The sequence below is a fragment of the Enorma phocaeensis genome (assembly GCF_900186505.1).
Taxonomy (GTDB): domain Bacteria; phylum Actinomycetota; class Coriobacteriia; order Coriobacteriales; family Coriobacteriaceae; genus Enorma; species Enorma phocaeensis.
This window is the reverse complement of sequence record NZ_LT891970.1, coordinates 704,853-721,613: the sequence shown is the minus strand read 5'-3', so window position 1 is coordinate 721,613 and position 16,761 is coordinate 704,853. Positions and strand designations below refer to the sequence as shown.

The 16,761-nt window shown below is 63.9% G+C and carries 15 protein-coding genes and 1 tRNA gene; 14 read left to right on the top strand and 2 right to left on the bottom strand.

Features of this window, described 5'->3' with window-relative positions:
- The first annotated feature begins 76 nt into the window (after positions 1–76).
- From C1717_RS09350 to C1717_RS09325, 6 genes are all read left to right on the top strand, one after another.
- Complete coding sequence (locus tag C1717_RS09350) at positions 77–835, top strand: SDR family NAD(P)-dependent oxidoreductase (protein ID WP_102372903.1); 759 nt, start codon at positions 77–79, stop codon at positions 833–835.
- A gap of 157 nt (positions 836–992) precedes the next feature.
- A tRNA-Asp gene (locus C1717_RS09345) sits at positions 993–1,070 on the top strand.
- A 1,045-nt stretch (positions 1,071–2,115) separates the two neighbouring features.
- Positions 2,116–2,610 carry an RrF2 family transcriptional regulator gene (locus tag C1717_RS09340; protein WP_102372902.1) on the top strand — a complete coding sequence of 165 codons (495 nt, stop codon included), beginning with the start codon at positions 2,116–2,118 and terminating at the stop codon, positions 2,608–2,610.
- The gene (locus tag C1717_RS09335) at positions 2,610–3,539 is read left to right on the top strand and encodes an HhH-GPD family protein (protein WP_102372901.1); all 930 of its coding nucleotides are present in this window, start codon (positions 2,610–2,612) and stop codon (positions 3,537–3,539) included. The genes C1717_RS09340 and C1717_RS09335 overlap by 1 nt, the downstream gene beginning before the upstream one ends.
- A gap of 109 nt (positions 3,540–3,648) precedes the next feature.
- Positions 3,649–4,188 (top strand): rubrerythrin, encoded by a 540-nt coding sequence (rbr, locus tag C1717_RS09330; RefSeq protein ID WP_102372900.1) that lies wholly within the window; start codon positions 3,649–3,651, stop codon positions 4,186–4,188.
- A gap of 433 nt (positions 4,189–4,621) precedes the next feature.
- Positions 4,622–5,209, top strand: coding sequence for a hypothetical protein (locus tag C1717_RS09325; RefSeq protein ID WP_102372899.1), 588 nt, complete (start codon positions 4,622–4,624; stop codon positions 5,207–5,209).
- A gap of 485 nt (positions 5,210–5,694) precedes the next feature.
- Here C1717_RS09325 and nth read toward each other — a convergent pair whose 3' ends face one another.
- Both nth and C1717_RS09315 read right to left on the bottom strand, forming a co-directional pair.
- A complete protein-coding gene (nth, locus tag C1717_RS09320) occupies positions 5,695–6,354 on the bottom strand; it encodes an endonuclease III (protein WP_102372898.1) in 660 nt (219 codons plus the stop codon).
- Positions 6,355–6,356: 2 nt separating this feature from the next.
- Positions 6,357–7,730 carry a DNA recombination protein RmuC gene (locus C1717_RS09315; RefSeq protein ID WP_102372897.1) on the bottom strand — a complete coding sequence of 458 codons (1,374 nt, stop codon included), beginning with the start codon at positions 7,728–7,730 and terminating at the stop codon, positions 6,357–6,359.
- Between the two features lie 221 nt (positions 7,731–7,951).
- Between C1717_RS09315 and mfd the strand changes: the two genes are divergently transcribed.
- The 8 genes from mfd to C1717_RS09275 all read left to right on the top strand — a co-directional run bounded on the left by mfd (position 7,952) and on the right by C1717_RS09275 (position 16,739).
- On the top strand, positions 7,952–11,539 hold the full coding sequence (gene mfd / locus C1717_RS09310) for a transcription-repair coupling factor (protein WP_102372896.1): 3,588 nt from the start codon (positions 7,952–7,954) through the stop codon (positions 11,537–11,539).
- 150 nt (positions 11,540–11,689) lie between these two features.
- Positions 11,690–12,151, top strand: coding sequence for a MarR family winged helix-turn-helix transcriptional regulator (locus C1717_RS09305; RefSeq protein WP_180965911.1), 462 nt, complete (start codon positions 11,690–11,692; stop codon positions 12,149–12,151).
- Between the two features lie 269 nt (positions 12,152–12,420).
- Complete coding sequence (locus tag C1717_RS09300; protein ID WP_102373120.1) at positions 12,421–12,846, top strand: PTS sugar transporter subunit IIA; 426 nt, start codon at positions 12,421–12,423, stop codon at positions 12,844–12,846.
- 135 nt (positions 12,847–12,981) lie between these two features.
- Positions 12,982–13,476, top strand: coding sequence for a PTS sugar transporter subunit IIB (locus C1717_RS09295; protein WP_102372894.1), 495 nt, complete (start codon positions 12,982–12,984; stop codon positions 13,474–13,476).
- Between the two features lie 104 nt (positions 13,477–13,580).
- Positions 13,581–14,441: a PTS mannose/fructose/sorbose/N-acetylgalactosamine transporter subunit IIC gene (locus C1717_RS09290; protein WP_102372893.1), complete on the top strand. Its 861-nt coding sequence runs from the start codon at positions 13,581–13,583 to the stop codon at positions 14,439–14,441.
- 2 nt (positions 14,442–14,443) lie between these two features.
- The gene (locus tag C1717_RS09285) at positions 14,444–15,298 is read left to right on the top strand and encodes a PTS system mannose/fructose/sorbose family transporter subunit IID (protein ID WP_102372892.1); all 855 of its coding nucleotides are present in this window, start codon (positions 14,444–14,446) and stop codon (positions 15,296–15,298) included.
- 114 nt (positions 15,299–15,412) lie between these two features.
- On the top strand, positions 15,413–15,784 hold the full coding sequence (locus C1717_RS09280) for a hypothetical protein (protein ID WP_102372891.1): 372 nt from the start codon (positions 15,413–15,415) through the stop codon (positions 15,782–15,784).
- Positions 15,785–15,887: 103 nt separating this feature from the next.
- A complete protein-coding gene (locus C1717_RS09275) occupies positions 15,888–16,739 on the top strand; it encodes a Cof-type HAD-IIB family hydrolase (RefSeq protein WP_102372890.1) in 852 nt (283 codons plus the stop codon).
- Positions 16,740–16,761 lie beyond the last annotated feature (22 nt).

The following is a 16,761-nucleotide window of genomic DNA, read 5'->3' as shown; positions in this document are numbered from 1 at the left end:
TGGCCGGCATCCCGATGGGATATAGAGGCTATATCGGCATATGCCGACGTAGACCAATCCGTCGATAGGAGTGAGGATGTTCGATCTTACGGGACGTGTCGTGGTGGTTTCCGGCGCATCATCGGGCTTGGGTTCCCAGATGGCGCGTGGGTTCGCTGAGCAGGGCGCCGACCTGGTGATCACGGCGCGCCGTATCGAGCGCCTGGAGGCACTTGCCGAGGAACTCCGCGGCGAGGGCGTGCGCGTGCTGCCCCTGAAGTGCGACGTGACCGACCATGCCCAGGTGGACGCCGCGGCGGCGGCCGCCGAGAAGGAGTTCGGCAAAGTCGACGTGCTCGTGAACTGCGCCGGCGCGGCCGAGAACGCGGGCGTGCTCGACATGACCGACGAGCAGTGGGACTTCACCATCGCGACCGACATGACGAGCGTGTTCTACGTCACGCGCGCCTTCGGCAACATCATGAAGAAGAACAACTACGGGCGCATCATCAACATCGCCTCGATGTACGGGCTGGTGGGCAACACCGCCATGGACACCGTCGCGTACCACACCTCGAAGGGCGGCGTGGTGAACTTCACGCGCGCCGTGGCCGCCGAGCTCGCGAAGTACAACATCACGTGCAACGCGATCTGCCCCGGCTACTTCGAGACCGAGCTCACCACCGATACGCTCAACACGGAGTCGTTCACACAGTACATGCAGGCCACGGTGCCGCTCGGCCGCTACGGCCGAGAGGGCGAGCTCAACGCCGGCGCCATCTTCCTGGCGAGCGACGAGGCATCGTACGTGACGGGCGTGATCCTGCCCATCGACGGCGGCTACACCTGCGTGTAGCGACGGGGGAGAGCGGGCGGGGCGGTTCTTGCGGCCGGCCCGGGCAGGCGGCCGGGGAGATTTGAGGAGACCTCGTCGCCTCATTTGGGATTTATCCCAAATTCCCCTTGCGCGCACGCGCGGCTCTTGGTACACTAGCTCTCGCAGCATTTGCTGAGGGGAGTTAGCTCAGTTTGGTTAGAGCGCCGGCCTGTCACGTCGGAGGTCGCGGGTTCGAGCCCCGTACTTCCCGCCATTGCTACGCAATAGCCCATCTGCCTCGTGCGGGTGGGCTATTTTCCTAGACCCCTCCACAACGAACAGCTGAATTCCCAGCGCCTCCACGCCCGCGCGAACGAGGGCCCCTGCATGCTCTTGGGGAGCATCGACCACGCGTTGCTAGGGACTCTCTGAAATACAACGCCGCGGACGGCCGGGCCTCCCTCTCGCGAAGCTTTTGAACCTCCCCGGTCCATCAGGGGCCCATCCGTTGGAAAAATGAGTGGCTCCATTCCCCCGAGCGCCCATTCGATGGAAAAATGAACGCCTTCGCCCCCTGAACGCCCACTCGTTGGAAAAGTGAGCGGCTTTTTCGTGCTCAAAAAATGCGCGAATGGGATGCCGTCGGAATAACCGCAGGTAGCCGGGTTGCCCGCCATCCGCTCCAGGCGGATTTTCCACACACTTTTCGATCGGATGGTCGCGGGGCCCCCATCGGCCTATATTCTGCATGGTTTCCAGCGCTTGCCGTCCCGTTCGGCGTTCAAATGATCGCCGAACGGGAGGAAGATGCCCATCCAGCGTTCAAATGATCGGCGAGTGGGAGGCGAAAGCCCATCCGGCGTTCAAATGATCGCCGAGTGGGAGCGGGGGCCCCATCCGACGTTCAAATGATCGCCGAGTGGGAGGCGGAGTCCCTCCGATGCCCGGAAGGTCCCTGTCGCAATGCGTGGTTGATCTTCCGACGCCTCCACGCGCGCGGGCGAGAGCTCTGCACGTCCCTGCGGAACATCAACCATGCGTTGCGGCAGGGCCTTTTGCTATCTGCGGCATCTGCGGGCAGGCTCTTTAGGATTCGTGCGGCATGCGTGGCGTCTACTTCAGGCAACCGGAAACCCCTCCTTAGCCTCGTTGGGGTTCTCGACGGGTTGAGTCCGTCGAGGCGCCCATGCTATCGCAGCGTTTGAGATATGTTGCTGGAATAGGAGCAATCGCCTTCATCGGCCGTGCGTTTGTATGGCATGATGATGGCTCGATTGCAATGAGTCGATTCGCTCTACGGTAGATTGACGGGAGACGTCGTGGACATCTCGAGGAAGACCGATTACGCCCTGCGCATGCTCTCGCTGCTCGTCGCACGTGAGGGCGAGCCGCTTTCCGTGAGGATTGCTGCCGAGCAGGTTGATGTGCCCTACTCCTTCGCCCGCTCCATCCAGCACGCGCTCACGCAGGCAGGCATCATCGCGAGCGTTCGCGGCGTGCATGGTGGCATGCGCCTCGAGGTGGATCCTGCCGAGGTGACCATGCTCGACGTCATGCGCGCAGTTGAGGGCGAGCTGTCGCTCAACGCCTGCACGGCACCGGGCGGCGATTGCGCGCGCATGGGCGTCTGCTGCTTCCATCCCCTGTGGTTGGGCGCCGAGCGCCTGCTCGAGAGCTACTTCCGGTCGGTTACGCTTGCCGACGTGGTGCTGTGGAAGCGCTTTCCCGCGGTGGATCCGAGCTTCTCCGACCCTGCGGCGTTTTGCAGCTATGCCGACTGCTCCTCGTTGCGCACGCACGGAGCGGCATCCTGATGTCGCCCGATGCTGCTGAGGCGTTCCGTTCGCTGGTGCGCGCGGAGGGCGTGCGCCTCTATCGCGATCTTCCTTGGCGTCGAACGCGCGACCCGTATCAAATCTGGCTTTCCGAGGTGATGCTCCAGCAGACCCAGGTCGCCCGCGTGGAGCACCGCATGCCTCAATGGCTTGAGCGCTTCCCTACCATCGAGGCGCTCGCGGCAGCCCCTGTGGCCGATGTGCTCGCTGCATGGCAGGGCATGGGGTACAACCGTCGCGCCCTCGCCCTCAAGCAGGCGGCGCAAGAGGTGGTCGAGCGGTACGATGGCGTGATGCCGCAGGACCTCGCGGCGCTCAAGGCGCTGCCTGGCATCGGACCTGCCACAGCTCAGGGCATTCGTTCCTTCGCGTTCGATTTGCCCGGCGTGTATCTCGAGACCAACGTGCGCACGGTCTTCCTGCACCACTTCTTCCCCGATGTGCCCGGCGTGCCCGATCGAGAGCTCGTGCCCCTCATCGAGGCGACCTGCCCTGGCGCCCCGGCCCCCTTTGCCGACCCGCAGGACGCTGCCGATACGCCGCGCGCGTGGTACTACGCGCTGCTGGACTACGGTGCCCAGCTCAAGAAGGAGCTTCCCAATCCATCGCGCCGCTCTGCGGGCTATGCGCGCCAGTCGCGCTTCGAGGGGTCGCGCCGGCAGAAGCGCGCGGAGCTGGTGCGCATCCTGCTCGATGCCCAGCACGCGGATTCAGGCGGGGTCACCCTTGCCGAGGCGGCACAAGCGCTCAACCGCGTAGAGCTGGCCGCCAAACGCCCGGCAGTGGCCGAGAAGATGGTCGAGGAGTTACTCGATGCACTGGTACGCGAGGGGTTCTGCACGGTTTCTGCTGTTCAGGACGGGGTTTCCAGCAAGGAGCTGACTGAGCGCATCTGGCGAATTGCGTAATTTAGATAGTGTCCTAATAAGGAATTGGAACCGCTTCCCGTTGGGTATAGAGTAGTCATAGCCGCATATCGCCGTGCGGAAAGAACCTCGAAATAGAAAGGGAAGAGCCATGGATTTCGAGAACTCTCAGACTAAGAAGAACCTCGAGACCGCGTTTGCGGGTGAGTCGCAGGCCCATACCAAGTATCGCTACTATTCCTCCCAGGCCAAGAAGGATGGCTACGTCCAGATCTCCAACATTTTCATGGAGACCGCTCTGAACGAGGCCGAGCATGCCAAGCTCTGGTTCAAGTACCTCCACGGCGGTGCGGTGCCGGGCACCCTCGACAACCTGAAGGACGCCGCTGCGGGTGAGAACTACGAGTGGACCACCATGTACGCTGAGTTCGCGAAGACCGCAGAGGAGGAGGGCTTCAAGGAGATCGCCGCCAAGTTCAAGGGCGTCGGCGCGGTCGAGAAGGCACATGAGGAGCGCTATCTCAAGCTTGCCGAGCGCATCGAGAAGGGCGAGGTTTTCGAGCGCGAGGGCGTCAAGGTGTGGAAGTGCGGCAACTGCGGCCATCTGCATGTAGGCCCGACCGCGCCCGAGATCTGCCCGGTCTGCAACCACCCGAAGAGCTACTTCGAGGAGCAGGTCGTTAACTACTAAGCGCTTGCTTTCGTGAACATCGATACCGTTTGGTAAGCGATTGGTTCCCAGTGTGGTCGGTGCCATGCTGGGAACCTTCTTTTTCTGTGGGGAAGCCATAGAAGCGTAGCGCGATCGAGATATGCCCTCGCGGCCGCATGGATGTCTGCGTCTCAAGCGCAGGCTTGGCATTTGAGGATGCCTTTCGCTTTGTCGGGCAGGTTGCGGGAAGCTTTCTGTTGGGTATCGGTAAGAACAGGGAGAGGAGGCGTTGGGCGTCCAAGCTGTAGCTCTCCTCGCTGGATCGCTGCAGGTAGCGACCGCATCCCCCGACTGCTCTTCGCGCCGCTCCAAAATAACCTCCCTCCCTCTGCCCGATTCCCTTGACCGCGCGAGTTCCCTCAGCCATGCTTGAGGCCCTCTCTCCCATGCATGCCCTGCGAAGGAGGCTTGCATGAATCTGTTCATCGAGACGCCCGAGCAGGTGTCTGCCCGCATGGCGCGCAACCGTCGGTGCGAGAGCGACGCGTGGCTCAAGGCGGTACAAGACGAGTACGCCGCTGAGCGCAGCAGCTCGAGCTGCGGCATGGGCCAAACCGGCGCTGCCGACGACCCGCTCGCTTCGTGGGAAGCTCCTGATTGGTCGGAGTTCCAACGTCAGATGCAAGACGATCGCCCTTGGTTCGACCCGCGCCGGCTTATGGGGAAGGGAAGCGCCAAGCGTCGCGCTCGGCAGCGCGAGGTTGAGGTGCGGGGAGACGTTGCTGCGACGAAGCAGCCTCAACCCGATCCCTCGTACTCGGTCGCGCAGGAATCCTACCGAGAGGAGCTCGCGTTCGATAAGAAGCGCGGTCGCAGGCGCCGGCTGCTCGCCGTGATGCGCGCGCTTGCGCTCATCATCATGATCCCGGTGCTGCTCTGCGCGATCTTTATCGGCTCGTATGTGCTCACCTGCATATTGAACGGCGCCTCGCCCGAGGAGGTGGTCGAGCTCCTGGGGTCCATGGTTTCCCGCATCAAGGAGTTCGTCCTCGCTCTGTGAATGCATGAAATGCGATGGCTGGATTAGGTGGCGACGGACAAAGTTTCGGTCGGTTTGATGAGGAGCGGGCCTCCCTTACCCTTCGAGTTGGATTCGAATTCGACGAGAAAGGGAGGCCCGAGATGGATCGCCGCCCGATGGCGGTGTAGGGGCGTAAACGAAATCGGGGTAGATTCAGATTCAGGGACCCTGAAACGTCCACATTCCCGCATCTCGACAAGGGGCCGGAAATCGAGATCCCGCTGATCGGACGGTTTCGGCCCTAGAGAGGCCGATTCCGTCCATCCGGAGGGATCTCGGCGGGATGGGGCCGGATCCAGGCGCGTCGAGATGCGGGCGGATGGCCGCTTCGGAGAAGGCCCCGCCGTGGCACGTGGCTGATATGCCGCGAGAGAGCGCGGGGCCCCTGCCCGCCCGCACGAGGAGGTCCCGGGGAATCAACTAAGTGTAGTGACAGAGCCTTTGCTTAAATGAGCATTAAGCGGCTACGCCCGTGCGCTGGGACAGATGTCTGCAAGCGGGCATTCGCCGCAGCGCGGCTTGCGCGCGTCGCAGATCTCGCGGCCGAGCATGATCCACTGATGGTTGACGTCGTTCCAGTACTCGCGGGGCAGGATCTTGAGGAGGTCCTGCTCCGTTTTGAGCGGTTCGTTGGCATGCGTTTTGGGTGAGAGCATGAGGCGGTGCGCGATGCGGTTCACGTGCGTGTCGACGGCGATGCCCTCGACGATGCCGAAGCCGACGTTGAGCACGATGTTCGCCGTCTTGCGTCCCACACCGGGGAGCTTCACGAGCTCCTTCATGTCGGCGGGGACTTGTCCACCATAATCAGCGACGATCATCTGCGCGCATTCGACTGCGTGCTTGGCCTTGGTCTTGTAGAAGCCGAGCGACTTGATGACCTCGGCGACCTCCGCCGGCGTGGCGCTGGCCATGGCCTCGGGCGTGGGCCACCGGCGGAAGAGATCCGGCGTGACCTTGTTCACCTGGGCATCGGTGGTCTGGGCGGAGAGCAGGACCGAGATGACGAGGCGGAACGGATTCTCATGGTCGAGAAAGCACTCGACCGGGCCGTAGCGCTCGTTCAGGCGGCGGCACACCTCGATGGCGCGCTCGCGTTTCGCGGCATTGGTCTCACGCGGCATGGCTAGTCCTCCTTAGCGGGCGCTGCCGTCTCCGCGGCGGCGCCATCGTTATCTGCGGGTCCGATGCCGAGCAGCCGCTCGGCCTCATCGAGGCTCTCGAGCTCGACGATGCCGTCGAGCGCTTTGCTCATCTTGTTGGCGCGCGCCCCGAGCAGCTCGTCCACCGTCTTACCCACGGTGTTGAGCTGCTTTTTGGCCCTGAGCAGCGACTCGTGGTAGCGGCCGAACTCGGTCTTCACCGCGGCGAGCACGTGCTGGATCTCAGCGGCGCGCTTCTGGATGGCGACGGTCTGGAAGCCCATCTCGAGACTGTTGAGCAGTGCGGCCATCGTGCTCGGGCCGGCGACGTTCACGCGGTAGGTGCGGCTCAGCTCCTCGATGAGGCCCGGACGGTTCACGATCTCGGCGTAGAGGCCCTCGAACGGCAGGAAGAGGATGCCGAAGGTCGTGGTCGCGGGCGGCTCCACGTACTTGTCGCGGATGTCTCTCGCCTCCTGCTTGATGCGGCCCTCGAGCGTCTTCCACGCGGCATCGATGGCGGCGGTGTCGCCCGCCTCCTCGGCGGCGCGCAGGTGCTCGTAGGCGTCGCCGGGGAACTTCGAGTCGATGGGGAGCCAGACCGTGTCGCCGTCGATGCCGGGGAGCCGCACGGCGAACTCGACGCGCGCGGTGCTGCCGGGGACCGTGGCGACGTTCTCCGCGTACTGGGCGGGCGAGAGGATCTCGCGCAGGATGGCGCCGAGCTGAATCTCCCCCATGATGCCGCGGGTCTTGACGTTGGCGAGGACCCGCTTCAGGCCACCGACGTCGCTGGCGAGGTTCTGCATCTCGCCGAGGCCGCGGCTCACAGCGGCGAGCTGCTCGTTCACGAGCTCGAACGATTGGCGGATGCGCACGGCGAGCGTCTCCTGAAGCTTCTCGTCCACCGTCGCGCGCATGCGGTCGAGCTGCGTGTTGGTGTCGGTGCGGATGCCCGCGAGCTGGCGGTCCACGACGGCGCGCATCTCGCCGAGCTCGCTTCTGGTCGTCGCGGAGACCCGGTCGAGGCGCTGCTCGACGTTCTCGCGGTTCAGGTTGAGCTGGCGCGCGGTCTCGGCGCGGAGCGCATCCATCTTGTCGCCGGTGCGATCGAGCTGGTGGGTGAGGGCGTCGATGCGCTGCTGGATAAGGGGGCTCGTGCTGGCGGCGTGCTGCATGAGGGCCGCGAGCGAGCGCTTCTCGTCCTCGAGCTCATCCTGCACGTCCGCGATTCGCTGCGCCAGCTCCTCCGAGCGCTCGGACTCGCGGCGCGCGAGCACGAGGGCTGCTATCGATGCCCCTGCAGCGGCGACGGCCGCGACAGCGGCGATGAGCGCGCAGATGAGAAGCGGGTCCATGCAAATCCTTCCGGCTGATGACGCGTCCCATTATACGTGCTCGGCAGGACCGCGCAGCGCCTTTCCGATTAGCGCTTCGCGCCAAGCTTGAGGAGAGTTTCGTGTAGGGGCGCCGGCTCGGTGCGCTGGGACCTATACTTAAAGCCCACATCGAGTCGCCCCGTGCGGGCGCGGAGCCTCCGCGTCCGCCGTTTCGCATGTCGCGTGCAGGAAGGATCCGCATGCTCATCCATCGCATCGCCGCACAGCTCTACACCGCCGAGGCCCCGCGCGCCATCGAGGGGGCGCTCGCCGCCGGCGAGGACGCCACGCTCGCCGTGTCGCAATCCGGACGCACCTTGCTCTTGGCAGCGCAGTTCGCGCGCAATCCGCGCCCGTGCGTCTACGTGGTGTCGGGCGAGGAGGCTGCCGACCGCGCAGCCCGAGCCCTCGCGGCATATGTGGGACTCGAGCACGTTGCGCGCTTCCCCGAGCGCACGGACTACCCCTGGCAGGACAAGCAGCCCGATGACGCCGTGGTGGCTACCAGGTGCGCCGCGCTCGGCCGCATCGCCCGCGGCGAGGCCTGCATCATGGTCGCCTCGGCTCGAGCGCTCCTGCGATGCGTCCCTCCGGCGGAGAGCCGCTATTGGGCATCGACGACCTTCACGGTGGGTGAGGAGCAGCCGTTTGAGGAGGTCCCTCGTCGCCTGGTGGGCATGGGCTACACAAGCGCCGACACGGCAGACGCTCCGGGTCTCTTCCGTGTTCATGGCGATACGGTCGACGTCTATCCTGCGCAGGCATCCGCTCCCGTGCGCATCGAGTTCTTTGGGGACGAGATCGACCGCATTCGCCGCATGGTCACCTCGACCGGACAGACCATCGGCGACGATGATTCCGTCGAGATTTTCCCCTGTCGCGAGCTGGCGCTCACCGACGACGCGGTGCATCGTCTGCACGTGGCTTTCTACCAGCTGGCGCAAAGCGATACCGAGCTTGCGGCCGTTTTGGAGCTCGCCGACGCCCGCGTGGTCACGCCCGAGCTCGACCGCTTCCTTCCTTTCATGTATGAAGGCACCGTGAGCCCGCTTGCGCACATGGGGCCGGATACCCTTGTGGTGCTCTCGGAGCCCCGATCGCTTTTCGACGACTGCTCGCGCGCGTACGAGGACCTGGAGCATCGCGCCAACGAGGCCGCAGGCGTGCGGTTGGAGGGAATCTATCTGCGCCCGCAGGAGCTCGACTTTGGTCGGCAGCAGCGCTTGAACTACGTGTCGATCATCCGAGCGGGCGGTTCGGTGACGGCAGAGCTCAAGATCGAGCAACCTGCGATCGCCGGCTCGGACGCGCGCTTCATTTCGCGCATTCAGGAGGTCACCGCCAACAAGTTCGCATGCGTGTTCGCCGCGCCGGACCGCGGGGCTCGTGAGTCGCTGGAGCTGAGCTTCACAGACGAGTCCATCACCTTCGAGGAGTCTCTCCAGGCGGCGCCGGAGAACCGCGGTGATATCGACCCCGCGGTGAGCGTGCGCGTCGCGGATCCTTTGAACGCGCGCCGCATCGAGCCGGCGGGGACGGGCGCGCAGGCCCCCGCCGCTCCGCAGACGGTGCCCACGCTCACGCGCGGGCGCGTGACCTTCGTGGACCTGCCATTGCCCGCCGGCGTGGTGGTACCTGAGGCGCACCTGGCGATCTTCTCCATCTCGGACCTGAATGCGCGCATGGATGCCCGTCGCGGCCGCAGGACGCGCCGCCGCGTGGATGTGACCGAGGTCACCTTCCCCTTCAAACCTGGTGACTACGTGGTCCATGCCACGCACGGCATCGCGCACTTCACCGAGATCGTGCGCCAAGAGGTGGCTGGCCGCGAGCGCGATTACTTCCTGTTGGAATACGCCGACGGCGATAAGCTCTACGTGCCGCTCGAGCAGGTCGATCGCATCACGCGCTACGTGGGCCCGGATGGCCAGAACCCGCGCCTCACGCGCCTCAACACCGCCGACTGGAGCCGCGCCACCACGCGTGCCCGCAAAAGCGCCAAGAAGCTCGCCTTCGACCTGGTGGACCTTTACACGCGCCGCTCGTCCATCACGGGCATCGCCTGCCCGCCGGACACGCCGGAGCAGCTCGAGATGGAGGCGAGCTTCCCATACGAGCCGACACACGACCAGCTCGACGCCATCGCCGACATCAAGGCCGATATGGAAGCTGCAAAGCCCATGGATCGGCTGCTTTGCGGCGACGTTGGCTTCGGCAAGACCGAGGTGGCCCTGCGCGCGGCGTTCAAGTGCGTCGACTCCGGCCGGCAGGTCATGGTGCTCTGTCCTACCACGATCCTCGCCCAGCAGCACTACCAGACCTTCTTCGAGCGCTTCGCACCGTTCGGCGTCGAGGTCGAGGTGCTCAGCCGCTTCCGCACCCCCGCGCAGCAGAAGCGCGCGCTCGCCGCATTCGCCGAGGGGAAGCTCGACGTGCTCGTGGGCACGCACCGCTTGCTCTCGAGCGACGTGAATCCGGCGAACCTCGGCTTGGTGATCATCGATGAGGAACAGCGCTTCGGCGTGCAGCACAAAGAGCAGCTCAAGAACTTGCGCGAGCAGATCGACGTGCTCACGCTCTCCGCGACGCCCATCCCGCGCACCATGCAGATGGCGATCAGCGGCGTGCGCGACATGAGCCTCATCACCACGCCGCCTACCGGGCGCCGTCCGGTCATCGTGCACGTGGGCGAGTACGACCCGGATGTGGTGAGCGCGGCGATTCGCTTGGAGCTTGGTCGCGGCGGCCAGGTGTATTACGTGAGCAACCGCGTGAAGACCATCGACGACGCCGTGGACCGCGTGCACGAGGCGGTGCCCGAGGCACGCGTGGCGGTGGCGCATGGCAAGATGAGCCCGCGCGAGGTGGAGGATGTCATGATCGAGTTCGCCTCGGGGCGCGTCGACGTGCTCGTGGCGACGACGATCATCGAGAGCGGCATCGACAACCCGCACACCAACACGCTGATCATCGAGGATTCGCAGCGCCTGGGGCTCGCCCAGCTCTACCAGCTCAAGGGCCGTGTAGGTCGTTCCGCGACACAGGCCTACGCCTACTTCATGTTCCCGGGAGAGCTCCCGCTCACCGAGGAGGCAACCGAGCGCCTGACCGCGCTTTCCGAGTTCCAGGAGCTTGGCAGCGGCATGCGCATCGCCATGCGCGACCTGGAGATCCGCGGCGCCGGATCCTTGGTGGGCGCCGAGCAGCACGGAAACCTATCGAGCGTGGGCTTCGACCTGTTCACGCAGATGCTCGGCCAGGCCGTGGCCGAGGCGCGCGGCGAGGTGGAGGGCGATATGGAGGCGGCGGGAGTTGCCATCAACCTGCCTGCCGACTACTTCCTGGACGAGGAGTACCTACCCGAGGTCGATCGGCGCGTGCTCGTGTACCGAAAGATCGCTGCGGCGGATACGCTTGCCGCCGTGGACGAGGCGCAGCACGAGTGCGAGGAGCGCTACGGGGAGCTGCCCGTTGCCGGCAGGAACCTGTTCGACCGCTCGCGACTGCGCATCCGGGCGGATCGCCTGGGGCTGGAGAGCATCTCGCTCACCGGCGGGCGGTTGGTGTTCCAAGGGGTCGACGTCCCCAAGGCGGCGGCGTTTGACCTGCGCAACCGGCTGGGTGCGGTGAACTTCCCCAAGAGCCGCAAGCTCTCGGTGCCGTACAAGGCGGGCGCGGGCTCCGGTTCCGGCGTGGGTCGCGGGCTCGACGCCGCGGATGAGCGCGGAGTGGTCGCGGCGGCACTCGGCGTTCTCTGCGAGTTGGGGCCGAGCGGTGACGACGATTAGGCAGCGGAAGAAGCTGTACACGGAATCACAGTGTTCGGAGGCGCTGAGGTATGATAAAACAGTTAATGATGTTATCTATTGCATCGTGTGTGCCGGATGCGCGTTGACCGATCGATTAGGCATGCGCTTTGGATATCGGAAAAGGTAGACATGGACTACGAGGAAGCGGCGCGAAAACTCATCGTATACTCCCAGGGCCTGGCCAAAGGGTCGCTGGGCACGGCCCGCTCGCTCGCAGTTGGGGAGGCACCCGTCCTGCAGTATCTATGCGACGAGGGCGGGGAGATGAACCCGTCGCTCCTTGCCGACAAGCTCGGCTATACGCGGCCCCGTATGACGCGAATCTTGGATTCCCTTGTCGCCAAAGGCTACGTCACGCGCCGCAACGATGAGAACGACCGGCGAAAGGTGCTGGTAAGCGCTACCGAAGAAGGCATCCAGTATGCCAAGCGCCAGGGCGACAGCAGTATCGCCGCCGTGGCGGCGCAGCTGAGCGCCTTGGGTTCCGATAGCGCTGCCGAGCTGGTCGGCGTGCTCGAGAAGGCATATAGCATCACCTACGATCGCGAAGATGTGGTGAGCGGGGGTAAGAAGAAGCGCCGCCGCGGCTAGGCCCACGCAGCCACGTACCGGTGAAATCCCAGCAGTTTGAGTTGCTAAACATAATAGTTAATACCGTTAACGGAATAACAGTTACCGTTCGCCGGCGATTTCTATCTATAAACTAATTAACAGTAATAATTATTTTGTAATCAGCCAGAGTTCGATGGCGTACGGCCTCGGCTCTGGTGGGGTGGAAGTCGTAGGAAAGCAAAGCGTCGATGGCGGGCTGTAGGGTTCCGCTGCTTGCGCTTGGCGATCGCAGGGGAAAGGTGCGAATCATGCGGTATCTCGTTCTGGTAAGTCACGGCACGCTTGCTCAAGGTGTGCACAGCGTCCTGAAGATGCTCGTTGGTGACAACGAGCAGATCTTGAGCGCGAGTCTCGAGGATGGTATGGGGGCTCCTGAGTTCGTGGAGCGCCTCGAGCACGTGCTCGAGGTCGTCGCAGACGACGATGAGGTGCTTCTGCTCGGCGATATCGTCGGTGGATCACCGCTTACCAACGCGATGAACGTGCTCGCAGGCCGCGGTCTTCTTGACCATGCGGTCGTGATGGGCGGCATGAACCTCCCCATGGCCATGACGGCGGTCATGCAGCTCCAGACGGCCGATGTGGCATCGCTCAAGCAGGCGATGCTCGACGAGGCGCGCACGGGAGCGCGCGAGATCGTCATAGAGACCGACGACGAAGAAGAGGACCTCTAGAGGTATCCCCCTAGGGTGCGACGGGGTCCCGGCCTCGCGGAGGCTCCTCCTTCCTTCCCGTCGCATCCTGTGAGGGTTTTGCATAGCAAGTAATGGAGGCGCGACCGGTCGCGCCCAGGAGAGAAAGGCACTGCTATGATCTCGTTCATTCGTATCGACGACCGTATGATTCACGGCCAGACCGTTACCCGTTGGGCGGTCGAGTACCCCTGCGACGGCATCATCGCCGTCAATGACGCGGCAGCGTCTAACCCGGTGCTCAAGAGCGCCTATAAGAGCGCCGCACCCGACAAGAAGACCTTCGTGTGGACCATGGACCACTTCAAGGAGAAGGCGCAAACCGTTCTCGACAGCAAGACGCGCTACTTCCTCATCACGAAGAACCCCGTCGACATGGCCGAGATTCTCGTGAGCTTCGGGTTCGTTCCGAACGACGTGAAGAGGGTCGTCGTCGGTCCCTGCAACGATCGCCCCGGCGCGGTGAAGATCGGGAACAACCAGTCGATCACCCAGGAAGAGGCCCAGGCGCTCGAGGACATCTCGAAGGCCGGCTACGATGTCGAGTTCCGCCTCATCCCCGATAAGCCCGTCGGCTCCTGGGAGAAGTTCCGCTCGCAGTTCGGGTTCTAGTTCCCTTGGTTTCCCCGGCTGCTCGGAAGCTGCAACGCGGCCGGTAAAATGTCCCGTCACGCCCCTGGGAGAGGGGATGCGGTTCGAAAGAAAGGTGGTATGTAATGACAGTCAACGTATTTCAAGCGGCTCTGCTCGGCCTGTTCGCCTGCTTGGCGTCGATGCCGGGCCTCGGAGGCACGTCCGTCGGCAACTACACGCTCGGTCGTCCCTTGGTCGCCGGCCTCATCGTCGGCATCATCTTGGGAGATGTGGCGCTCGGCATCATCGTGGGCGCCGCGATCCAGGTTGTCTACATCGCGCTCGTGACCCCTGGTGGAACGGTCTCCGCCGACGTCCGCGCAGCCTGCTACATCGGTATTCCCCTGGCCATGATGGCGGTGAGCGCGCAGGGGCTCGACCCCAACAGCGCAGATGCCGCCGCGCTGGCAACGACCCTTGGCGCTACCTGCGGCACCCTGGGCGCCATTCTCTTCTACGGCACCGCCACCATCAACCTCGTGTGGCAGAGCATCGGCTGGAAGGCGCTCGAGAACGGCGACACCCACAAGCTCTACCTCGTTGATATGGTGCTGCCTTGGATCTCGCACATCATCTGCTCCTTCATCCCGACCTTCGTGATCGTGTACTTCGGCCAGGATATGGTCGATGTGATTATGGGCGGCCTTCCCATGGACGGCCTACCCATGAAGACGCTCTTCGCCGTTGGTTCGTTGCTCCCGTGCGTCGGTATCGCCATCCTGCTCAAGCAGGTCATCTCCAAGCCCACCGATTTCCTGACGTTCTTCTTCGGCTTCACGCTCGCTGCGGTCATGGGCTGCAACCTCATCGCCTGCTCCGCTATCGCCTGCTTCTTCGCGCTCATCAACTTCGAGCTGTCGACGATCAAGGGCAAGCTGGCGCACGTGAGCGCTGGAGGCGCGATTTCCACTGAATACGATGACGACGATGAGGAGGATATCTAATCATGGCTGAGAACACCGTCGCCGCCAAGGGCGGCAAGAAGGTCTCCAAGAAGGCCTTGAGCAAATCGTTCCATAACTGGTACTACGGCAACCTCACCTGCTTCTCGCAGGAGCACATGCAGACCTTCGGCTACCTGGTTTCCATGCTTCCGATCGTTGAGGATCTCTACGACAAGAAGGAAGAACAAACGAAGGCGCTCACCACCTATTCGGCGTTCTTCAACACCGAGCCCCAGATCGGCGCGATGATCGTCGGTGTCACGGTCGGTCTCGAAGAGGCGCGCGCCAACGGCGAGGCAATCGACGACGAGACCATCAACGGCATCCGCGCAGGCCTGATGGGCCCGCTTGCCGGTATCGGCGACTCGCTGATCGTCGGCACTCTGATCCCGATCCTGCTCGGCATCGCGCTCGGTCTCTCCGAGGGCGGATCGGTCCTCGGCCCGATCTTCTACATCGTGGTCTGGAACCTGCTAGCCTACTTCGGCATGCGCTTCGCCTACTTCCGCGGGTACGACCTGGGCGGTGCGGCGGTCGAGGCACTCGTCGGCCCCAACGCAACCGCGCTGCGCGACGCTATCGTGAGCGTGGGCACCATGGTGATCGGCGCCGTTGCGGCGACCTGGGTTTCCATCTCGACCGCGTTGACGCTTCCCGGCGGCGGCACCCTGCAGGGCACGCTCGACGGCATCTATCCCAAGCTCCTGCCCCTCATCTTCACCATCTTCTGCTGGTGGCTCATGGCCAAGAAGAAGGTCAGCCCCATCGTCACGATGCTGATCCTTCTGGTCATCGCGTTCATCGGTGCCGCTGTTGGCTTCTTCGGCGCTGCGACCATCGCCGCGCCCACGGCGTAAACCGCAAGGACCGGGTACCCCATCGCAGGTCCGCTGATGATGGGGCGCCCGGCGCGGTGTGGAAGTCTGCGACTTCCCAGCGGGCCTCCCATTCGAACGGAAAGGATTCCCGAGATGCCAAAACCTCTTGAACGACTCGACACCTCGCGGTGGACGCGCGGCGACATCATCAAGGAAGCCAAGCTCCAAACGGATGCCGTCCAGCGCCTCGGCGTATGGCTGCGCCTGGCGTACTCGCTGGTTGCCATCGGGTTCATCGTAGGGATCTGGGCATCGCAGGCGGGGAGCACCGCCGGCATCGTGGGGTCCGTGATCTGCCTTGTCGTGGGCGCGCCCTGCGCCGTGCTCCTCAAGCTGGGGACCACGAGGGCGCGCCGAAACATCAAGGCGATGCTCGCGGCAGCGGGGGTTGACCTCGAGGATCTCGAGCGGCGATCTGCCGCCGGCAAGGAAGCTGACGCTGCGGATGGCGCTGCGCGCTCGTAGGCTGCAGACGGGATATCTACCAAAACAGAAGCGTGCGGGGTGTCGGGCGGACCTGGCACCCCGCACTTGAATGATATAAGTCCGGACCGAGGAGGCCATAGCCATGGATCGCTCCATATTCGCTACCGAGAAGGTTTCTGAAGACGAGCCGCCGGTGGGCATCGTGTTCACAGATGTCGATGGAACGTTGCTCGATGCCGAGCATCGCGTGATACCCGAGGCTTGTCCCGTGGTCCAGCGCGTTGTCGAGGCGGGGATTCCGTTCGTGCTCGTGTCCGCGCGCATGCCCGAGGGCCTGACGACTATTCAGCGTGAGATGGGATTCACTGGGCCGCTCGTGTGCTATAGCGGCGCCTACGTGCTCGATGAGGATGGGCGCGAGTTGCTGAGCCGTCCCATAGATCTGGCGGACGCCCTGGAGCTGAAGGCGTTCCTTGACACTGACCTACCGGAAATCTGCTGCTCGGAGTACGGTTTCCATATCTGGGTGTGTGATGACGACAGCGACCCGCGCATCAAGAACGAGGAGCGCATCACCACGCTCAAGGCCATGCGCGCACCGCTCACCGAAGCGTTTGACGAGCAAGGCGTCCACAAGTTCCTCCTCATGGGCGAGCCCGAGCAGATAGAGGCGGCGGAGCTGCGCGTCGCCGATGAGTTCCCGCAGCTTGAGGTCGTCCGCTCAAGCCCCATTTTGTGCGAGATCATGAACGGGGCGGCTTCCAAGGCCGAGGGCGTCCAGGTGGTCTGCGAGCATTTCGGCCTTGTCCCTGCCGATGCGGTGGCCTTCGGGGATGGACGAAACGATATCGCGATGCTTGACGCCGTCCCGCGCAGCTACGCTATGGGCAATGCGCCCGACGAGGTCAAGCGCGCCGCAGCGCGCGTGTGCCCTTGGACCAATGACGAGAACGGTCTTGCACGCATGCTGGAAGAGTTGCTGAGGGGCTGCTAAAGAACCGCTCTCTGCTCGTCGT

Excerpts from the sequence above, each read along its gene's own strand:
- C1717_RS09325 (WP_102372899.1), top strand. The coding sequence starts at position 4,622 with ATGAATCTGTTCATCGAGACGCCCGAGCAGGTGTCTGCCCGCATGGCG.
- C1717_RS09300 (WP_102373120.1), top strand. The coding sequence starts at position 12,421 with ATGCGGTATCTCGTTCTGGTAAGTCACGGCACGCTTGCTCAAGGTGTG.
- C1717_RS09335 (WP_102372901.1), top strand. The coding sequence starts at position 2,610 with ATGTCGCCCGATGCTGCTGAGGCGTTCCGTTCGCTGGTGCGCGCGGAG.
- C1717_RS09305 (WP_180965911.1), top strand. The coding sequence starts at position 11,690 with ATGGACTACGAGGAAGCGGCGCGAAAACTCATCGTATACTCCCAGGGC.
- C1717_RS09315 (WP_102372897.1), bottom strand. The coding sequence starts at position 7,730 with ATGGACCCGCTTCTCATCTGCGCGCTCATCGCCGCTGTCGCGGCCGTC.
- rbr (WP_102372900.1), top strand. The coding sequence starts at position 3,649 with ATGGATTTCGAGAACTCTCAGACTAAGAAGAACCTCGAGACCGCGTTT.
- C1717_RS09350 (WP_102372903.1), top strand. The coding sequence starts at position 77 with ATGTTCGATCTTACGGGACGTGTCGTGGTGGTTTCCGGCGCATCATCG.
- C1717_RS09280 (WP_102372891.1), top strand. The coding sequence starts at position 15,413 with ATGCCAAAACCTCTTGAACGACTCGACACCTCGCGGTGGACGCGCGGC.
- C1717_RS09285 (WP_102372892.1), top strand. The coding sequence starts at position 14,444 with ATGGCTGAGAACACCGTCGCCGCCAAGGGCGGCAAGAAGGTCTCCAAG.
- C1717_RS09275 (WP_102372890.1), top strand. The coding sequence starts at position 15,888 with ATGGATCGCTCCATATTCGCTACCGAGAAGGTTTCTGAAGACGAGCCG.
- mfd (WP_102372896.1), top strand. The coding sequence starts at position 7,952 with ATGCTCATCCATCGCATCGCCGCACAGCTCTACACCGCCGAGGCCCCG.
- nth (WP_102372898.1), bottom strand. The coding sequence starts at position 6,354 with ATGCCGCGTGAGACCAATGCCGCGAAACGCGAGCGCGCCATCGAGGTG.
- C1717_RS09290 (WP_102372893.1), top strand. The coding sequence starts at position 13,581 with ATGACAGTCAACGTATTTCAAGCGGCTCTGCTCGGCCTGTTCGCCTGC.
- C1717_RS09295 (WP_102372894.1), top strand. The coding sequence starts at position 12,982 with ATGATCTCGTTCATTCGTATCGACGACCGTATGATTCACGGCCAGACC.